The organism is Salinifilum ghardaiensis (assembly GCF_054491345.1).
This window is the reverse complement of the sequence record NZ_CM137101.1, coordinates 1,094,095-1,112,978: the sequence shown is the minus strand read 5'-3', so window position 1 is coordinate 1,112,978 and position 18,884 is coordinate 1,094,095. Positions and strand designations below refer to the sequence as shown.

The window sequence follows — 18,884 nt, the reverse complement described above, 5'->3', positions numbered from 1 at the left end:
CGCCGACCCGAACGCACGTGTGATTCGTCACGCCAGCTTCCACCGGACCGCACGACCATTCTCCGCCACTTCCGGAGCTCTCCCCGGGCGCCTTCCCCGACAGCGTGATCACCTGGTCGAGCGAGAGCTCCGCGCTCCGAGGGGATTCCGTATCGTCAGTGCCGTGAGCGAGCCGCCATTCCAGTCCTCCCCGAACTCCCCGACTCCGCTGCCCGCCTACCCCGAGGCGGAGCGCGAAGACCGGGTCGACGTCCTGCACGGCCGCCCCGTCAGCGACCCGTACCGCTGGCTGGAGGACCCGCAGGACCCCCGCACGGTGAAGTGGAGCGAAGCTCAGGACGAGCTCGCCCGCGCGCACCTCGACGCGCTGCCCGACCGCGAGGCGATCACCGAGCGCATGTCCGAACTGCTCGCCGCGGGATCGGTGGGCACGCCGACCTGGCGCGCCGGTCGCGCCTTCTTCACGCGCCGGGCTCCCGGCGAGGAGTTCGCCGTGCTGCACGTGCGCGAACCGGACGGCACCGAGCGCGCGCTGCTGGACGTCATGCAGCTCGACCCGAGCGGCCTGACGACGCTCGACCGGTGGTCGCCGAGCCGCGAGGGCGACCGGCTCGCCTACCAGATCTCGGTCGGCGGCGACGAGGAGTCGCTGCTGCACGTGCTCGACGTGAGCACCGGCGAACTGCTCGAGGGACCCATCGACCGGTGCCGCTACTCCCCCGTGTCCTGGCTGCCCGGCGGCGAGGAGTTCTGCTACGTGCGGCGCCTGCCGCCGGAGGAGGTCCCGGAGGACGAGCGGCAGTTCCACCGCCGCGTGTGGCGGCACCGCGTCGGCAGTTCCCCGGAGGAGGACGTCCTGCTGCACGGGGACGGCCTCGACCCGACCTACTTCTTCGGCACGAGCGTCTCCCGCGACGGGCGCTGGCTGGTGATCAACGGCAGCCCCGGCACCGCGCGCAAGGACTCGGTGTGGCTGGTCGACCTCGACCCCGCGGCCGCGCGGCCGAAGCGGCAGATCGTCGACACCACCGAGGGGTTCCGCGCGCACGCCTGGGTCGAACCGGACGGGCGGCTGCACGTGCTGACCACGCGCGACGCGCCCCGCTGGGAGCTGTTCACGGCGGACCCGCACCGGCCCGAGCAGCAGCACTGGAGCAGGCTGCTCGGCGCGGACCCCGAGGCGGTGCTCGAGGCCGTGCGCTGGTTCGACCCGGGGGACGGGCGACCGCTGCTCGCGGCGCTGCGCACGCGGCACGCCGTCTCCGAGATCACCCTGCACGACCCGGGCAGCGGTGCGGCCGTGCGCGAGCTCCCGCTGCCGGGCACCGGCCAGGTCACCGGGCTCAGCACCGTCGACGAGCACACCGGGGGCGGCGCCGAGCACCTGTGGTTCGGCTGGACCGACTTCGCCACCCCGCCGTGCGTGCACCGCTACACGCACACCACCGGCGAGGTCGTGCTCGACCAGCGGGCCCCCGGGGCGAACCGGTTGCCCGAGGTGCGCACCCACCAGGTGACCTACCGCTCCGCCGACGGCACACCGGTGCGGATGTTCCTGCTCACCCCGACCGAGCGGCCCGACGGGCCGCGTCCGGCGCTGATGACCGGCTACGGCGGTTTCTCGCTGTCCCGCGAACCCGGCTACGCACCGACCGCCCTGGCCTGGGTGGCCGCCGGCGGCGTGTGGGCGCTGCCCTCGCTGCGCGGCGGCGGCGAGGAGGGCGAGCAGTGGCACCGCGCGGGCATGCGGGAGAACAAGCAGAACACCTTCGACGACTTCCACGCCGCGGCGGAGCACCTGATCGCCGAGGGGTGGACCGACGGCGAGCGGCTGGCGATCTCCGGCGGCTCCAACGGCGGGCTGCTCGTCGGCGCGGCGCTGACCCAGCGGCCCGAGCTCTACCGCGCGGTGGTGTGCTCGGCTCCGCTGCTGGACATGGTGCGGTTCGAGCACTTCCTGCTCGGACGCCTGTGGACCGAGGAGTACGGCTCCAGCGAGCACCCCGAGGAGCTGGAGTGGCTGCTGTCGTACTCCCCGTACCACCACGTGCACCCCGGCGCGGCGTACCCGTCGGTGCTGTTCAGCGTGTTCGAGTCGGACACGCGGGTGGATCCGCTGCACGCCCGGAAGATGTGCGCCGCGCTGCAGCGCGCGACCGAGCCCCCGCGCGCGACCGAGCCCCCGCGCGCGGCCCAGTCCCCGAGCGCGGCCCAGTCCCCGAGCGCGGGGGGCGCCGACCGGCCGCGGCCCGTGCTGCTGCGCCGGGAGACGGAGGTGGGGCACGCCGCCCGTTCGGTCTCGCGCACGGTGGGCCTCGTCGCCGACCAGCTCGCGTTCCTGTCCGCGGCCACCGGTCTGCACTGGGTGACGGAATCGCCCGAATCTCCTGATCACACGGCGTGAGACGCTGCACAAAAATCGGCGATCCAGGTAACGAACGAGCATCGTCGTTCGACTACCCGAGTGATGCGCGCCGTCCCGTCCACCCCGGACGGCGGCGACCCCCGACGCCGCGCACGGCGCGCATCCCCCCGTCATCCCCCGATGGAGACCGCCGAGCATGGAACTACCCGATCTCTCGCAGCCGAAGTGCGTGGAGGACGTGGGCAGCTGGTGCCACGGCGTGTTCCGCATGACCGGCAACGAGTGGCTCGCCGCGTCGGCCGACTTCTTCCTGGCCAAGCCGTTCAAGATCCTGCTCATCCTCGTGGTGGCCTACACGGTCCGCTGGGCCGTGCACCGGGTGATCACGCGGATGACCCAGCCGAACGGGCACACCCCGAAGCTGCTGCAGCCGCTCAAGGAGCGCTCGGACGTGCGCACCAGCGCCGCGCTGTCCGAGCGGCGCCTGCAGCGGGCCCGCACCATCGGCTCGGTGATGAAGTCCGTCGCCTCGCTGCTCATCCTCGGCCTGGCGGTGATGTACATCCTGCAGGTGCTGAGCGTGCCGATCGGGCCGCTGCTCACCTCCGCAGGAGTGCTCGGCATCGCCGTGTCCTTCGGCGCGCAGAACCTCGTCCGGGACTTCCTGTCCGGCATGTTCATGCTCGTCGAGGACCAGTACGGCGTGGGCGACTGGGTCGACGTCGGCGAGGCGACCGGCACGGTCGAGGCGGTGGGCCTGCGCGTGACCACGCTGCGCGACGTGGACGGCACGGTCTGGTACGTGCGCAACGGGGAGATCCTGCGCGTCGGCAACTCCAGCCAGGGATGGGCCGTCGCCGTGCTGGACCTGCCGATCTCGCACTCCAGCGACGTGCAGAAGGCCATCGAGGTGGCCGCCGGGGTCGCCGAGGAGGCCACCCAGAGCGATCCGCTCGCCACCGACTGCCTGGAACCGCCGCAGATGCTCGGCGTGAACCAGATCACCGCGGACACGATCACCCTGCGGTTGACGATTAAAGTGCGCCCCGGCAAGCAGTGGACGGTGCAGCGCCAGTTGCACCGCGAGATCAAGCGGGCCTACGACCACGAGGACATCAAGCCGCCGTACCCGAACGGGCTGCCGCTGGGGCCCGGCAACAGGGCGCACCGCGACTCGACGCAGCCGTGACGGTGCCATCGGGGTGCTGACAGGATGGGGACGTGACTTCGCAGACCTTCTACGACCAGGTGGGCGGCGAGGCGACCTTCGACAAGATCGTGGCGCGCTTCTACCAGGAAGTCGCCTCCGACGAGTTGCTGCGGCCGCTCTACCCGGAGGAGGACCTGGGGCCGGCGCAGGAGCGCCTCAAGCTGTTCCTCATGCAGTACTGGGGCGGCCCGCGCACCTACTCGGACCAGCGCGGACACCCGCGCCTGCGGATGCGGCACGCCCCGTTCAAGATCGGGCTCGCGGAGCGCGACGCGTGGCTGCGGTGCATGCGCATCGCCCTGGACGAGGCGGAGCTGAGCTCCGAGCACCGCCAGCAGCTCTGGGAGTACTTCGAGATGGCCGCGCACAGCATGGTGAATTCGTGGTTCTGACTCGGGTGGCGCGGTGATTGGCAACCAGGAGACGACCGGCCGGCCGTGGTGGCGCGACGCGCTGTTCTACCGCGTGGACGTGCGCACGTTCGCCGATGCCGACGGCGACGGCGCGGGGGATCTCGAGGGCCTGCGGGCCCGGCTCGGCTACACGGAGCTGTTCGGCGCGGACGCGCTCGTCCTCACCGGAGTGCCCTCCCCGGACGGTGATTCGTTCACGGCCCTGGTGGACGAGGTGCACCAGAGCGGCATGCGCGTGCTCATCGCGGCCGACTTCGACCCGCACGAGCAGGACGCGCGGGCGGTGCTGGAACCGTGGCTGCGGCACGGCGTCGACGGCGTGCACCTCGCGCCGCGCGACGACCCGGACGGGGTGGTGCGCGGCATCGTCGACGAGTTCCCCGACCGCATCGTGCTCGGCACCGGCACGGGGCCGTGGCACCTGGCGTTCAACCTGGAGCTCGCCGTCACCGGCTTCGACCCGGCGGGGCTGCCGGCGGTGATCGACCGCATCCTCGACGGCCCGAACGGCGCGCCCACGCGGCAGGCCTGGGCGATGGCCAGCCGGGACACCGAGAGCAGCCGCACCGAGGCGGCGCTGCGACCGGTGCGGGCGATGGCGCTGGTGCAGCTGGCGCTGCCGGGCGCGGTGTGCCTGCGGCACGGCGAGGAGCTCGGCCTCCCCGGCACCCGGCCGGTGCCGATGCCCTGGGAGGGCGACGCGGCCCCGTTCGGCTTCTCCCCGCTGCCCGGCGAGTGGGAGCAGATCCCGCAGGCGTGGTCCGAGTTCACCGTGGAACGCCAGCTGGAGGACGCCGAGTCCACGCTGTCGCTGTACCGCAAGGCGGTGCAGCTGCGCAACGAGCACTCGGCGTTCATCGGCGACGGCGTCGAGTGGTTCGGCGCCCCGGAGGGGTGCTTCGCGTTCCGGCGCACCGGTCACGGGATCACGTGCGCGCTGAACGTCTCGGCCGGGCCGGTGCCCGCCCCGCCGGGGGAGCTGCTGCTGTCCAGCAGCCCGCTGCGCGACGGCGAGCTGGAACCGGGCACCGCCGCCTGGATCGCGGGCTGAACGAGCCGCGGACTCCCCTACATGAGCAGCGGCAGCAGCGCGTGCCGCCGCCGCACCACGGCGCCGAACCGCGAGTCGATGCGCACCCAGGAATCGGTCGCGCTGACCCGGACGACCTCCTCCTCGGAGGGCTCGGAGACGAGGAAGCCCATGCCGGACAGGGCGAACAGGCACCGCAGCGGCACCTTCACCTCCATCCCCGCGCCGTGCACGGTGAAGACCTCCTGGTCCATCAGCGACGCGGGCGGGGTGCCCTTCGGACCGACGTTCTCGCGGGCGAGGTGAACCCCCTGGTCGGCGACCTCGCCGACGACCTTCGCGGGAAGGTCGTCGACGCGCCGCCAGCCCTCGGGCGGTGGCAGCTCGGAACGCCACATGAGGTCCCGCTCCGGGCCGGGGTCCATCCGCGGCCCGCTGGCCACGGTCAGCGCGGCGAGCAGCTCGCTGCCCTGCACGCTCACGTCGGCCGGTTCGGCCTCCCCCTGCACCACCCGGGTGCACAGCGCGTCGAAGGGGGTGGCGGTCCACACATCCAGCAGGCCGGTTCCGGTGCGGTTGCGCAGCCGCACGACGGCCTGCTGCTCCAGGCGCACGGCGCGCGCGACGAACGCGCCGAGGTCCTCGCGCTGCGTCGCCTCCGGCATCCGCAGTTCAGGCACTGGAGTGCTCCACCCCCTCCGGTCGCGCCGCCTCCGGGTGGTCCGGCCCCGGGGCCCGCCAGCGGCCGAGGAACGCGCGCTCCTCGGCCGTCAACCGCCGCGGCCGGCCGGACCCGAGGTCGTACGGGACCATGAGCGTTTCCGCGCTGGCCACCGTTTCCTCGGACAGCGCGGTGTAGTCCACGACGAACGAAGCGGCCTTGACCTCCCGCACGGACATGCGCACCCGCAGCACGCGGTCCGCGTAGAACAGCGGGCTGTGGTAGTCGATCACCACGCGTGCCACCACCATGCCCGCGGACATGCCGTGCAGCCCGTGGCGCTCCGCCTCGGCGAAGAGCATCTCGGCCCGCGCCTGCTCCAGCAGCGTGACCATCGTCGCGTGGTTCACGTGGCCGAACGCGTCCACGTCCGCCCAGCGCAGCGGGACTTCGGCCGCAAAGGCGCCCACCGAACGCTCCTTTCCGCAACAACCTCTAACGCACCATGCCGCGCAGTTCGCGGGCCGCCACGGACAGGGTAGCCAAGTCCAGTCTGCCCGAACCCATGATCTGGGTCAGCACCGAGCGGGCCCGCTGCAGCCGGAAGGAGTTGGCCGACTCCCACCGCGCGATCTTGTCCGCCGCGCTCTGCCCGGGCTCGCTCGTGCGCAGCACGTCCACCGCGATGTCCCGCAGCGTGGCGTAGAAGTCGTCGCGCAGCGCCAACCGCGCCAGCGCGTGCCACCGGTTGCCGCGCTCCAACTGGTTGACCGCCTGGAGCATGCGCTCCGCGTCCAGGTGCTCCCAGAGCGCGTAGTACAGCTCCGCGCTCTCGGCCGGACTGCGCTCGGGCGAGACCCCGGCGTCGCGTTCGGCCAGTTCCGCGACCTCGGTGATGTCCAGCAGCGCGAACGAGTCGACCAGAACGGCCACGCGCTCGGCCAGCTGCTCGGGCACGCCCTGCTCGACCCAGGCGCGGATCTTCTCCTCCGCGGCCTCCAGGGCCTGGCCGCTCAGCAAGCTGCGGACGGATCCGGTGAGTTCGCGCACGACCGACTGGAACCGGTTGATCTCGGCGTTGATCGCCAGCGGCTGCGGCCGGTTGGACAGCATCCAGCGCGAGGCGCGGTCGAGCAGCCGGCGGCTCTCCAGCACGAGGTGATCGGTCACCGAGCTGGGCACGCTGCCCGTCAGCCCGTCGATCTCGCGCCACACCTCGTGCAGGTCGTAGATGCCGGTGACCGCGGCGAACGCGCGCACCGCGTCGGTGGCCGTGGCGCTGATCTCCTCGGAGAGCCGGAAGGCGTAGGAGATCCCCGCGTTGTCCACCATCTCGTTGACCAGCAGCGTGGTGATGATCTGCCGCCGCAGCGGGTGGGCGTCGATCGCGTCGGCGTACTGCGAGCGCAGCGGCTCCGGGAAGTACTCGGGCAGGCGCCGGGTGAACGCCTCCTCGTCCGGCAGGTCGCTGGAGAGCACCTCCTCCTTGAGGGAGAGCTTCACGTGCGCCATCAGCGTGGCCAGTTCCGGCGAGGTCAGCCCGTCGCCGGCGCGCTCCCGCCCCTGCACCTCCTCCTGCGAGGGCAGGGCTTCCAGCTCCCGGTCGAGGGAACCGGTGCGCTCCAGCGCGGTGATCTGCCGGGCGTGCACGGAGAGCATCTCCGGCGCGTGCGAGCGCGCCACGCCGAGCAGGCGGTTCTGGCTGCGGTTGTCGGCCAGCACCAGCTCGGCGACCTCCTCGGTCATGTCGCCGAGCAGTTCGTTGCGCTGCTGCCGCGTGAGCTTGCCCGCCGAGACCAGCCGGTCCAGCGCGATCTTGATGTTGACCTCGTGGTCCGAGCAGTCCACGCCGGCCGAGTTGTCCAGCGCGTCGCTGTTGACCTTCCCGCCGGTGCGGGCGAACTCGATGCGGCCGAGCTCGGTCAGGCCGAGGTTGCCGCCTTCGCCGACCACTTTCGCGCGCAGCTGCTCGCCGTCGACGCGCACCGAGTCGTTGGCCTTGTCGCCGACCTCGGCGTGCGTCTCGGTCGACGCCTTGACGTAGGTGCCGATCCCGCCGTTCCACAGCAGGTCGACGGGGGCGTGCAGGATCTCCCTGATCAGCTCCGGCGGGGACAGCCGCTCCACCGACTCGTCGATGCCCAGCGCGGTGCGGATCTGCGGGTTCAACGGGATCGACTTGAGCGAACGCGACCACACACCGCCGCCCTGGCTGATCGCCGAGCGGTCGTAGTCGTCCCACGTGGACCGGGGCGTGGCGAACAGGCGCTGCCGCTCGGCGAACGACGCCGCCGGGTCGGGGTCCGGGTCGATGAAGACGTGCATGTGGTTGAACGCCGCGACGAGCTTGAGGTGCTCGGAGGAGAGCATCCCGTTGCCGAACACGTCGCCGCCCATGTCGCCGATGCCGACGACGGTGAACTCCTCGCGCTGCGTGTCCACGCCGAGCTCGCGGAAGTGCCGCTTGACGCTCTCCCACGCGCCGCGGGCGGTGATGCCCATCTCCTTGTGGTCGTAGCCGACCGATCCGCCGGAGGCGAAGGCGTCGCCGAGCCAGAACCCGTAGGAGCCGGCGACCTCGTTGGCGATGTCGGAGAAGCTCGCGGTGCCCTTGTCCGCTGCGACGACGAGGTAGTGGTCGTCGCCGTCGTGGCGCACCACCCCCCGCGGCGGGGCGATCCTGCCGTCGACGAGGTTGTCGGTGAGGTCGAGCATGCCGGAGATGAACATGCGGTAGCAGGCGATGCCCTCGGCCTGCTGCGCCTCGCGGTCGGCCGCCGCGTCGCCCGTCGCCGCCGGCGGGCGCTTGACCACGAACCCGCCCTTGGCGCCGAGCGGCACGATCACCGCGTTCTTGACCGCCTGGGCCTTGACCAGGCCGAGGACCTCGGTGCGGAAGTCCTGCCTGCGGTCGGACCAGCGCAGTCCGCCGCGCGCGACCGAACCGAACCGCAGGTGCACGCCCTCGGTCCGCGGCGAGTACACGAAGATCTCGTAGCGCGGCCGCGGCTCCGGCAGTCCGGCGATCGCCGTGGGCTCCAGCTTCAGCGCCAGGTAGGATCGCTGTCCGTCCTCATCGGACACGAAGTAGTTCGTGCGCAGCGTGGCGGTGACCAGGTTCAGGTAGCTGCGCAGGATCCGGTCGGTGTCCAGTCCGGACACCTCGTCGAGCAGCGCGCCGATCTCCTCCTGCAGCCGCTCCTGCTGCTCCGCACGCTCCGCTGTGGACAGTGCCGGGTCGAACCGCGCTTCGAAGAGCCGCACGAGCGCGAGCGCGACCTCCCGGTGGTCGAGGACGACGTTCTCGATGTAGTCCTGCGTGTAGGCGGTGCCTACCTGGCGCAGGTACTTGGCGTAGGCGCGCAGCACGACCACCTGCCGCCAGTCGAGCCCGGCGCGCAGCACCAGCGCGTTGAACCGGTCCACTTCGGCGTCGCCCAGCCACGCGGCCCGGAAGGTCTGCTCGAAGCGCTCCTGCAGCGTGTCCAGCGGCTGCGTGCCGTCGTCGACGAGCAGGTCCTTCTCCACGCGCAGGCCGAAGTCGCAGATCCAGTAGCGCTCGCCGTCGAACACGACCTCGTAGGGGCGCTCGTCGACGACCTCCACACCCATGGCCTGCAGCACCGGCAGCACGCGGGAGAGGCTGATCCGCCCGCCGCGCACGAAGATCTTGAACCGCCGCTCGTCCGGCGTCGAGCCCTGCGGGGCGTAGAAGTACATGTCGAGGTCCCGGTGGCCCGACAGCTCCCGCAGCCGGGTGAGGTCGCGCAGCCCTTCCTCCGCCGGGAAGTCCTCCTTGTACGCCTCCGGGAAACCGCTGGCCCACCGCTGGGCGAGCTGGTGGATGGCCTCCGAGCCGGCGGAGGGCCAGTCCGGGTGCGGACGGGTGCGCTGCTCGGCGCGCAGCGCGTCGATCATCGCGTCGTCCCAGCTCCGCACGGCCTCGTTGAGCCGCTGCTGGATGCGGTCGAGGTCCGGCTGCACCTGGCTCCGCGGGTCGGTGTGCACGGTGAAGTGCACCCGCGCCAGCGCCGACTCGCCGACCCGCGTGCTGTACTCCAGCCCGGTGCCGCCGAGCTCGTCGAGCAGCACCTCCTGCATCGCCAGCCGCGAACTCGTCGTGTACCGGTCGCGCGGCAGGTACACCAGGCAGGAGTAGAACCGCCCGTAGGGATCGCGCCGCAGGAACGGTTTGAGCTTGCGGCGGCCGGCCAGCGCGAGCACACCGGTGATGATCTCGCGCAGCGTCGCCTCGTCGGTGGCGAACAGCTCCGTGCGCGGGTAGTCCTGGATCTCCTCCAGCATCTGCTGGCCGGAGTACGACTCGAGCGGGAAGCCGGCGCGGTGGATGACCGTGCGCACGCGGCGTTCGATCACCGGGATGTCGAGCACGTTCTCGTGCAGCGCGGTCGTGGTGAACAGCCCGAGGAACCGGTGCTCACCCGTCACGCGGCCGCTCTCGTCGAAGGTCTTCACACCGACGTAGAACGGGTGCACCGGACGGTGCACAGTGGACGAAGCGCTGGCCTGGGTGAGCACCATCAGCTGCGGGGCCAGCGCTGTGGACAGCGCGTCCGGCCCCGCGGTGAGCCGGCGGGCCTCGACGCTGTCGTGGCGCAGCACGCCGAGCCCGGAGGCCAGCACCGCGCGCAGCGCCGGATTCGCCCCCGCCTCGCCGTCACCGCCGCTGACGGCGGTCCCCTCGCCGGAGTCGGCGTCCTCGAGCGCGTAGTGCCGGTAGCCGAGGAAGGTGAAGTGCCCGTCGGCCAGCCACCGCAGCAGCTGCGCACCGTCGTGCACGTCCTCGGCGGGCAGCGGCGGCGGGTTCTGCTCGAGCTCCTCGGCGAGCGTGCGCGCCGTGGTGTGCATCCGGTCCACGTCCTCGACGACCTCGCGGACGTCGTTGAGGACGTCGAGCAACCGGCCCTCGAGCTCCGCCAACCGCTCGGGGTCGACGATCTTGTCGACCTCCACGCACATCCAGGACTCGGTGATCGCGCTGGAAGGCGGGGCCGCGGGGTCGGCACTCGGCAGCACCTCGCGCAGCTGCCCGGTCACGTCCCTGTCGGCGGCGATGATCGGGTGGATGATGCGCCGCACTTCGGCACCGCTGCGGCCGAGCTCGGCGGTGACCGAGTCCACCAGGTACGGCATGTCGTCGGTGACGATCTGCACGATCGTCGCCGAGCTCTCCCAGCCGTCGGTGTCCGGGTCGGGGTTGAACACCCGCACCACGGCGCGCCCGGACACGCGCTCCGCGGCGAGAGCGCGGTGCGCGCGCACCGTCGCGGCGAGGTAGGCGGGCTCGTCCTGCGCGAACTCCTCGCCGGGCACGTGCCGGTAGTAGGTACCGAGCAGCTCGGCGAGATCAGGAGCCGACTCGGCGGCGCGGCTCAGCAACCGGTTCCTCATCCCGTCGGAGCTCTCGCCCCGTTCGTCCGTCACGTCTCCCCCAGCTCCGCGTGCTGTCGCGTCGACGTCCAGCTGTCCAGCTCTCGAAATCATGCTCAGCTCCTGCTCCAAGGCACCTCGTTGTGCCCGCACCGTCCACCCTAAGCCTGCCAGTCCGCACTGTTGAGAGGCGTCCCACAGCCGACATCCGGCGCGAAATCACACCCGGCGGGCGCGATCCGGTTGCACGGCGCACCGATCAGGGCGCTGCGCGGGCGGCATCGCACGCAGCGTGACGAAAGCGGCGAGAAGCCCCGGTTCGCGGGGGAGCAGCACATCACCCGCCCGCACGACGGCGCCGGGCCGGACCTCGTCCGGCCTCCCCGTCCAGCACGGCATAGCCCGCTTCCCCGCCGCGGCGCAGGTTCTCCGCCGCACGCAAGTCCGAAATGGACACCGGGGCGCCCTGCGCGGGCAGGCCGGCCGGATCGGTGTCGTCGAACCGGTCACCCCGCGTGTTCTCGAAGGCCGCGAGCGCCCCGGCGAGCAGGTCCGCGAGCCCCGCGCTGCTCGGGTCGACCTCCTCGGCTGGTCCGGGGCCGCCGGCCGGGGTCGCGCCCGGCTCGGACTCCTGCTCGGGGGTCTCCGGCGCCGGGGTCTCCTGCTCCGGGAACCCCGGCACCGCGGGGACCTGCGCGGCGGATTCCTGCGCGTGACGGGTTGGAGGAGCGTCCCTCCCGGGGGACGGCGCGACACCTGCCTGATCCGCGAGCGCTTCCGGCGGTGGCGGCTCGGCGGCGGAGCGCGGCTCCCCGCTCGGGCCCGTTCCGGCGGCGGGCGGGGCGGCTCCGGCCTGGTCGGCGAGCGCGGCGAGCTCCTCGGTGGCCGGCCACACGCGCTCCACCGGGGGCTCGGCGGGGGCCGTGCCCGGGTCCACGTCGGTGACGGGGATGACGGTGTCCAGGTCCACGGCCCGCGGCCACCGCGGCGCCTCCTCGGACGGCGAGGCCCGGCCCCGGGCACCGGGCCCCTCCGCCGGCTCGGGCGCCGGGGGTTCCGGTTCGGCGTGGCGGCCCCCGCGCGGCACGTCGGCGGCGCCGCTCTCCGCCGCCCGCGCGGAGAGGATGATGTCGAGCGCCGAGATCCCGGCGGCGGACTCCGCGTGCGCACCGCGCTCGCGGACGCCGGTTGCCGGGTGCTCCGGCACCTCCGCCCGATCAGCGGCCCGATCAGCGGTGGGCGCACCGGCTGCCGCGGTTTCCGCGGGCGCTTCCGGTGCAGCCGCCTTCCAGGCAGCCGCTTCCAGCGCGCTCATCTCCCGGGCAGCCGGCCCCCGCGCGGTGCGGCCCTCGGCCTCGCTGCCGAGCGTCCCGGGCCCGGCGGGGTGGTCGGCGGTCCCGGCGGGTTCCGCGGCCGCAGCAGGGGCGGGCTCGGCAGCGGGGCCGGCTTCGGCAGCGGGGCCGGATTCGGCAGCCGCGGCGGGCTCGGCCGCCCGGTGCCCACCGCCGGTTCCACCGTTCCGCCCCGCGGGGAGGTAGCGGGCCAGCACCTCCGCTGCGGGCGTGCTCGACCGGCGGGAGCCCCGCGCGCCCGCCGGTGCCGGGGCTCCGGCGGGCGCGGAGCGCGGGTGGTGCGCGTGCCCGTCCCGTTCGGCCGCGTGCGCGGCCGCGCGGCGCCCGCGCGGGCGCCGCCCGGTCTCCGGCAGGTCCCCAGCAGGAGGCAGGTCCCCCGCCGCCGGGGACTCCCCCGCAGCGGGGAAGCCCCCAGCCGCGGGGTGGTCACCGGCACCCGGGAGGTCACCGACCGGAGGGAGGTCTGCGGACGGTGCGTCCCCGGTCACCGCGTCGCCTCCGGGGGACTCGGCCCCCGGGGACCGGTGCTGGTCACTCCGGCCGGACCACCTCCCCGGCTCCGCGGCGGAGCGCTCCTGCCCGCGCTGCGCGGGCACCGCCTCCCACCGGGGATCCGCGGATGCGGCCGGAGCGGGCCCCGCCGAAACGGGCTCGTCCGGCACCGGCCCCGCCGGGGCGGCCACCTCCGGGGCAGGCACCTCCGGGGCAGGCACCTCCGGAGCGGGCGCCGCCGGACGCGCCGCGACCGACCCGGCGGCCGCGGTCCCGGTCCGCGCAGCTCGCACTGCCGACGCCGGTGTCGGCAGTGCCGCGGGGACCTCGGTGCACAGCCGCATCCGGGCGACGTGCACGGCGGAGCGCCACCGCCGGTCGACGGCGTAGGCGGTGCGCAGCGCGCGCAGGGCGGCGTGCGGGTGGTCGGCGCGCTCGTGCAGGTGCGACAGGGCCCGCTGCACGTGGACACCGATCGCGTCGAGCCCGTACCGCTCGGCCAGCGCCGCGGCGTCGTGCAGCACGCGGACGGCGGAGTCGAGGTCGCCGCGCGGGGCCTGCACGCGCGTGGCGAGCACGAGCCCGAGCCAGGCCAGGTGGGGGGCGGCCGCGGCGCGGGCGGGCTGGCGCACGGTGTGCGCGGCGATGGCTTCGGCCTGCTCCCGCGCGCCGAGCTCGAGCAGGGCCTGCACCCGTTCCAGGACGAGCAAGCCCCGGGCCGCACCGCTGTCGGCCGCGGGGTCGTCGAGCTGCTCCACCCGCGTCAGACCGCTCTCGGCGGCCTCGGCCGCGGCGCGGAAGTCCCCGCTGCGGCGCCAGTGCACCGCGCGCTCGGCGGCGACGCGCGCCAGTGCGGGCAGCGCGGCCCGCTCGGGCAGGGCGGAGCAGAGCCGCTCGGACTCGTCGAGCGCTGCGACGCGCTCGGCGGGCGGCTGCGGCAGGGCCGCTGCCGCCAGCAGGGCGTGCGCGCGCAGACCGTCGGTGACCTCGGAGTCGAGCACCGAGCGCAGCACGCGCCGGGCGGTGCCGGGCGCGCCGCACGCGCCCGAGCACCAGGCGAGCTCCACGTACAGCTCGCCGAGGATCCGGTCGGCGGCGGGACCGGCGGTGTGGCGGGCGGGCAGTTCCCGCACCACCGGCACCGCGCGTCCCGCCGCGGTGACGGGTCGACCGAGCCGATTGGCGGCGAAGGCGGCGAGCGTCTCGGTTTCGAGGCGGGCGACCCAGTCGCCGTCCTCCGGTGCGCCCGCGCGGGCGCACCACGCCCAGGCCAGTTCGGGGGCCCGCCACCGCACGTCGCGTGCGGCGGCGAGCGCTGCCCGAACCGGACCGCCGGCGTGGGGACCGGGTTCGTCCGCCACAGCGCCTCCCGTGTGCTCCGGACCTCCCGCGTGCTCCGGGCGGTTCAGTCCCGGGTGAGCTTGCGGTGCGTGACCCGGTGCGGCCGGGCCGCTTCCGCGCCCAACCGCTCGACCTTGTTCTTCTCGTAGCCCTCGAAGTTGCCCTCGAACCAGAACCACTTGGCGGGGTTCTCCTCGTCGCCCTCCCAGGCGAGGATGTGGGTGGCGACGCGGTCGAGGAACCAGCGGTCGTGCGAGGTGACCACCGCGCAACCGGGGAACTGCAGCAGGGCGTTCTCCAACGAGCTCAGCGTCTCCACGTCGAGGTCGTTGGTGGGCTCGTCCAGCAGCAGCAGGTTGCCGCCCTTCTTCAGGGTCAGCGCGAGGTTGAGCCGGTTGCGCTCACCGCCGGACAGCACGCCCGCGGGCTTCTGCTGGTCCGGTCCCTTGAACCCGAAGGCGCTCACGTAGGCCCGGGACGGCATCTCGACCTGGCCGACGTGGATGTAGTCCAGACCGTCGGAGACGACCTGCCACACGGTCTTGTCCGGGTCGATGTGCTCCCGGTTCTGGTCCACGTACGACAGCTTCACGGTGTCGCCGACGCGGACCGTGCCCTCGTCCGGCTCCTCCAACCCGACGATGGTCTTGAACAGCGTGGTCTTGCCGACGCCGTTCGGACCGATCACGCCGACGATGCCGTTGCGCGGCAGGTTGAACGAGAGGTCGTCGATGAGCAGGTTGCCGTCGAAGCCCTTCTTCAGGTTCTCCACTTCGACGACCTGGTTGCCCAGGCGCGGACCCGGCGGGATCTGGATCTCCTCGAAGTCCAGCTTGCGGGTCTTCTCCGCCTCGGCGGCCATCTCCTCGTAGCGCTGCAACCGGGCACGCGACTTGTTCTGCCGCGCCTTGGTGTTGGACCGGACCCATTCGAGCTCGTCCTTGAGGCGCTTCTGCAACTTCGCGTCCCGACGCCCCTGCACTTCCAGGCGTTCCTGCTTCTTCTGCAGGTACGTCGAGTAGTTGCCCTCGTAGGGGTAGGTGTTGCCCCGGTCCAGCTCCAGGATCCAACCGGCCACGTTGTCCAGGAAGTAGCGGTCGTGGGTGACGGCCAGCACGGCGCCGTGGTAGTCGGACAGGAACTGCTCGAGCCACAGCACGCTCTCGGCGTCGAGGTGGTTGGTGGGCTCGTCCAGCAACAGCAGGTCGGGCTTGCTCAGCAGCAGTTTGCACAGGGCGACCCGACGCCGCTCACCACCGGAGAGCTGCTGCACGGGAGCTTCCGGCGGCGGGCAGCGCAGCGCGTCCATCGCCTGCTCCAGCTGGGAGTCCAGCTCCCAGGCATCCGCGTGGTCGAGCTCCTCCTGGAGCTTGCCCATCTCGGCCATGAGGTCGTCGGAGTAGTCGGTGGCGAGCTTCTCGGCGATCTCGTTGAAGCGGTCGAGCTTGCCCTTGATCTCACCGACGCCCTCCTGGACGTTGCCCAGGACCGTCTTCTCCTCGTTCAGCGGGGGTTCCTGCTGGAGGATGCCCACGCTGTAGCCGGGCGAGAGGAACGCCTCCCCGTTGTTCGGCTGGTCGAGTCCCGCCATGATGCGCAGCACGGTCGACTTGCCAGCGCCGTTCGGCCCGACGACGCCGATCTTGGCGCCTGGATAGAACTGGATGGTCGCATTCTCGAGGATGACCTTGTCCCCGTGCGTCTTGCGCACGCTCTTCATGGTGTAGATGAACTCGGCCATACCGGGAATCGTAGTGGTGCTTCGCCACCCCGTCCGCATCCGGTGCGGCTATTCACGGCGCAGCGCCCGCACCTCCCGCCCGCGGGGCGGCGTCGCAGGTCACTCGGATCAGCGATGCGGGCGCTCCTGCTCGGCGAGCTGGCGCAGCATCTCGTTGTAGGCGGCGAGCTCGGCGTCGCCGTCGGCGTCAGCCTTGCGGTCGATGCGGCGCGCGCTGCGCAGGTCCGAACGCGACCACTGGATCAGCAGCGCCAGGGCGACCACGATCGTGGGAGCCTCGCCACCGGCCCAGGCGATGGCCCCGGCGACGTTCTGATCGGCCAGCAGGTCGCCCATCCACGGCAGGTCCAGGCTGCGGTAGAAGTTCCCGCCGATCACGTCGTGCGACATCATCAGGATGACGCCGAAGAACGCGTGGAAGGGCATCGACGCGAACACCAGCCCGAGCTTGCCGAGGTGGGGCAGCTCGCGCGGCGCCGGGTCCACCCCGATCGCGGGCCAGTAGTAGACGTAGCCGACGAGCAGGAAGTGCGCGTTCATCGCCAGGTGCGCCCAGTGCTCGGACACGGCCAGGTCGTACAGCGGGGTGAAGTACAGCACCCAGAACGAGCCGACGAACAGCGCCAGCGCCGGCAACGGGTGCGTGAGCGCCCGCGAGACCGGCGAGTGCACCGCGGCCAGCAGCCACTCCCGCGCGCCCGGCGGTTCGCCCTTGCGGGCTGGTTTCAGCGCGCGCAGCGCCAGCGACGCGGGTCCGCCGAGCACGAGGAACGCCGGCGCCAGCATGTTCAGCAGCATGTGCTGACCCATGTGCGCGCTGAACATCGCCATGGCGTACTTGCCGAGTCCGGTGGACGTGGCCAGCAGGATCGTGGCGCAACCCGCCAGCCACGCCACCGTGCGACCGACCGGCCAGTGGTCGCCGCGCCGCCGCAGCCGCCGCACGCCCGCCAGGTACAGCCCGGCCAGCACGAGCGACAGCGTGCCGAAGACGAGGTCGAAGCGGAAGTCCACCAGCAGCGTCCACACCGACGGCGGCTGCGGCAGCGGGAAGCCGATGAGCAGTTCGACCCGCCCGGGCGGCGGTCCCAGCTGCGCGGGCGGCGGGGTGCGTCCGAGCGCGACGGCCACGCCGACCGTGGCCAGCATCACCAGCACCTCCACCGCGCCGAGGCGCAGCAGCTCGCTCCCGCCCGCGCCCTCGTCGAGCCGCCGGACCGAGCGCCGGCGCTGCAGGTGGCCGAACACGCCGAGCACGACCAGCGCGGCGGTCTTGACCAGCAGCAGCGCGCCGTAACCGGTGGTGAGCACCTCGCCCGGCGACGCGCGCACGAGCGCGTTGACCGCTCCGGAGGCGGCCATCGCGACCCAGCACCACAGGGCGATCGCGGAGAACCGGCGCGTCACCAGCGGCAGGTGCGCCCCGCCGCGGGCGGCGTGCGCCAGCAGTGCGACGAGCCCGCCGACCCAGAGCACCGCGCCGAACAGGTGCAGCAGCAGGCTGTTCATGGCCAGGTCGTGCGCCCCGCCGCTGGCCGAGTGGCCGGTGGCGACGACCGGGAGGACGCCCAGCAGCGCCAGCCCGAACAGGCCCGCCGACCAGCCCCAGGACAGCACGAGGCGGCAGCCGACCGCGGTCAGCAGCGCCAGCGCCGCGGTCAGGGTCCAGGCCTTGGCCTCGGCCAGCGCGCCGAACAACCCGAACAGCACCTGCGGGTCCAGCATCCGCGACACGGGCACACCGCTGGCGTCGGCGGCGGTGAACGGCACCACCAGTGCCGCACCGAGGCACCACACCGCTGCTGACCAGCTCGCGGCGCGCACCGCGGCCCAGCCGTCGGCGGTGAGCTCGCCCGAGCGGCGGGCCGGGATGCCGAACACCGCCAGCAGCAGCGAACCGATGGTCACCAGCGCCCCGACCTCGGCGAGCACGCGCACCGCGGGCAGGCCGTAGCGCGTCGCGGCACCGGGGTCGGGCAGCCCGAGCAGCGCGTGGGAACCGCCGGCGAAAGCGGCGGTCAGCGCGGCGGCGACGAGCGCGGCGAGGGCGGTTCCGGTGACCACGAGGATGCCGAGGGTGCGGGACGCGGCGCGGACGTCCCGCCGCGCCCGGGACCGCTCGGTCGGGGGCGCGGCATCGCTTCCGGAGGACACGGGTCGAGCTTAACGAGCTCGTGATCCGCGCTCCCCCGCGGTGCGGTCGACGTTCGTGCGCGCGCGGCCCGGCCGCTACGGTGATCGCCGTGACTCCCGCCCGCCGTCGCCTCCGGTTCGCGCTGCCGTGCGGCGCGGCGGCGCTGCTGCTCGGGTGCGCGGCGCAGGTCCCCGGTGAGCCGATCCCGGCCGCCGGGTTCACCGACCCGCCGCCGCAGGACACGCCGGGTGCGGCGAGGCCGGTGCAGATCCCGCGCCCGCTGCGCACCGCGGGCGATCCGTGCGCGCTGCTGGGCCCGCGCGACCTCGAACCGGTGGGCGGGCTCCGCGGGCGTCCGCACCCGGGGAACCCGTTCCCGGAGACGTGCACGTTCCCGCTGGGCGCGCCGGGGAACGGCGGGGGGCGCGCCGACCGGGCGCGCAACACGGCCGCGGCCGGGTTCCACCGCTCGTACGAGAAGACCGCGCGGCAGCAGCCGGAGGGGGTCAGGACCGCGGTGCGGGGCTACTCCAGCTGGTTGTACTGCGAGGTGGTGCGGGGCTTCCAGACGTGCACGGCGACCACCGCGGTGACCGAGGAGCGCTCGCTGGTGACGATGCTCTCGCTGCGCGGCGCCGCGGCGGCCGACACGACCGCGCGCCTGCACGGGTTGACCGAGGCGGCGCTGAAGCGCCTGCGGCCGCGGTGAGGCGGCGGCAGCCGCGAGCCGGTCCGGTGGGGGGCGACCCGCCCG

The 18,884-nt window shown here is 73.3% G+C and carries 11 protein-coding genes; 5 read left to right on the top strand and 6 right to left on the bottom strand.

All coding sequences use genetic code 11. From position 1 onward, the window contains the following. The first annotated feature begins 163 nt into the window (after positions 1–163). The 4 genes from ACVGV0_RS04970 (at position 164) to ACVGV0_RS04955 (ending at position 5,039) form a co-directional block, all read left to right on the top strand. On the top strand, positions 164–2,404 hold the full coding sequence (locus ACVGV0_RS04970; RefSeq protein WP_459158671.1) for a prolyl oligopeptidase family serine peptidase: 2,241 nt from the start codon (positions 164–166) through the stop codon (positions 2,402–2,404). 157 nt (positions 2,405–2,561) lie between these two features. Continuing rightward, positions 2,562–3,554: a mechanosensitive ion channel family protein gene (locus tag ACVGV0_RS04965; protein ID WP_459158670.1), complete on the top strand. Its 993-nt coding sequence runs from the start codon at positions 2,562–2,564 to the stop codon at positions 3,552–3,554. A 32-nt stretch (positions 3,555–3,586) separates the two neighbouring features. Beyond that, on the top strand, positions 3,587–3,967 hold the full coding sequence (locus ACVGV0_RS04960; RefSeq protein ID WP_459158669.1) for a globin: 381 nt from the start codon (positions 3,587–3,589) through the stop codon (positions 3,965–3,967). Between the two features lie 13 nt (positions 3,968–3,980). After that, positions 3,981–5,039 carry an alpha-amylase family glycosyl hydrolase gene (locus tag ACVGV0_RS04955; protein ID WP_459158668.1) on the top strand — a complete coding sequence of 353 codons (1,059 nt, stop codon included), beginning with the start codon at positions 3,981–3,983 and terminating at the stop codon, positions 5,037–5,039. Positions 5,040–5,056: 17 nt separating this feature from the next. On the opposite strand, the gene ACVGV0_RS04950 is transcribed toward ACVGV0_RS04955, so the two are convergent. From ACVGV0_RS04950 to ACVGV0_RS04925, 6 genes are all read right to left on the bottom strand, one after another. Next, positions 5,057–5,698, bottom strand: a complete 642-nt coding sequence (locus tag ACVGV0_RS04950; RefSeq protein ID WP_459158667.1) for a hypothetical protein — start codon at positions 5,696–5,698, stop codon at positions 5,057–5,059. Continuing rightward, positions 5,691–6,149: an acyl-CoA thioesterase gene (locus ACVGV0_RS04945; protein ID WP_459158666.1), complete on the bottom strand. Its 459-nt coding sequence runs from the start codon at positions 6,147–6,149 to the stop codon at positions 5,691–5,693. The genes ACVGV0_RS04950 and ACVGV0_RS04945 overlap by 8 nt, the downstream gene beginning before the upstream one ends. A 25-nt stretch (positions 6,150–6,174) precedes the next feature. Further along, a complete protein-coding gene (locus ACVGV0_RS04940; protein WP_459158665.1) occupies positions 6,175–11,184 on the bottom strand; it encodes an NAD-glutamate dehydrogenase in 5,010 nt (1,669 codons plus the stop codon). A gap of 223 nt (positions 11,185–11,407) precedes the next feature. Continuing rightward, positions 11,408–14,275, bottom strand: a complete 2,868-nt coding sequence (locus ACVGV0_RS04935; RefSeq protein WP_459158664.1) for a hypothetical protein — start codon at positions 14,273–14,275, stop codon at positions 11,408–11,410. Between the two features lie 44 nt (positions 14,276–14,319). Then, positions 14,320–15,996, bottom strand: a complete 1,677-nt coding sequence (gene ettA / locus ACVGV0_RS04930; RefSeq protein ID WP_459158663.1) for an energy-dependent translational throttle protein EttA — start codon at positions 15,994–15,996, stop codon at positions 14,320–14,322. 108 nt (positions 15,997–16,104) lie between these two features. Beyond that, complete coding sequence (locus ACVGV0_RS04925) at positions 16,105–18,066, bottom strand: cytochrome c oxidase assembly protein (RefSeq protein ID WP_459159926.1); 1,962 nt, start codon at positions 18,064–18,066, stop codon at positions 16,105–16,107. A 173-nt stretch (positions 18,067–18,239) separates the two neighbouring features. Between ACVGV0_RS04925 and ACVGV0_RS04920 the strand changes: the two genes are divergently transcribed. Continuing rightward, entirely contained in the window at positions 18,240–18,839 is a 600-nt protein-coding gene (locus ACVGV0_RS04920) for a DUF3558 family protein (protein ID WP_459158662.1), read from the top strand. Positions 18,840–18,884: the final 45 nt, after the last annotated feature.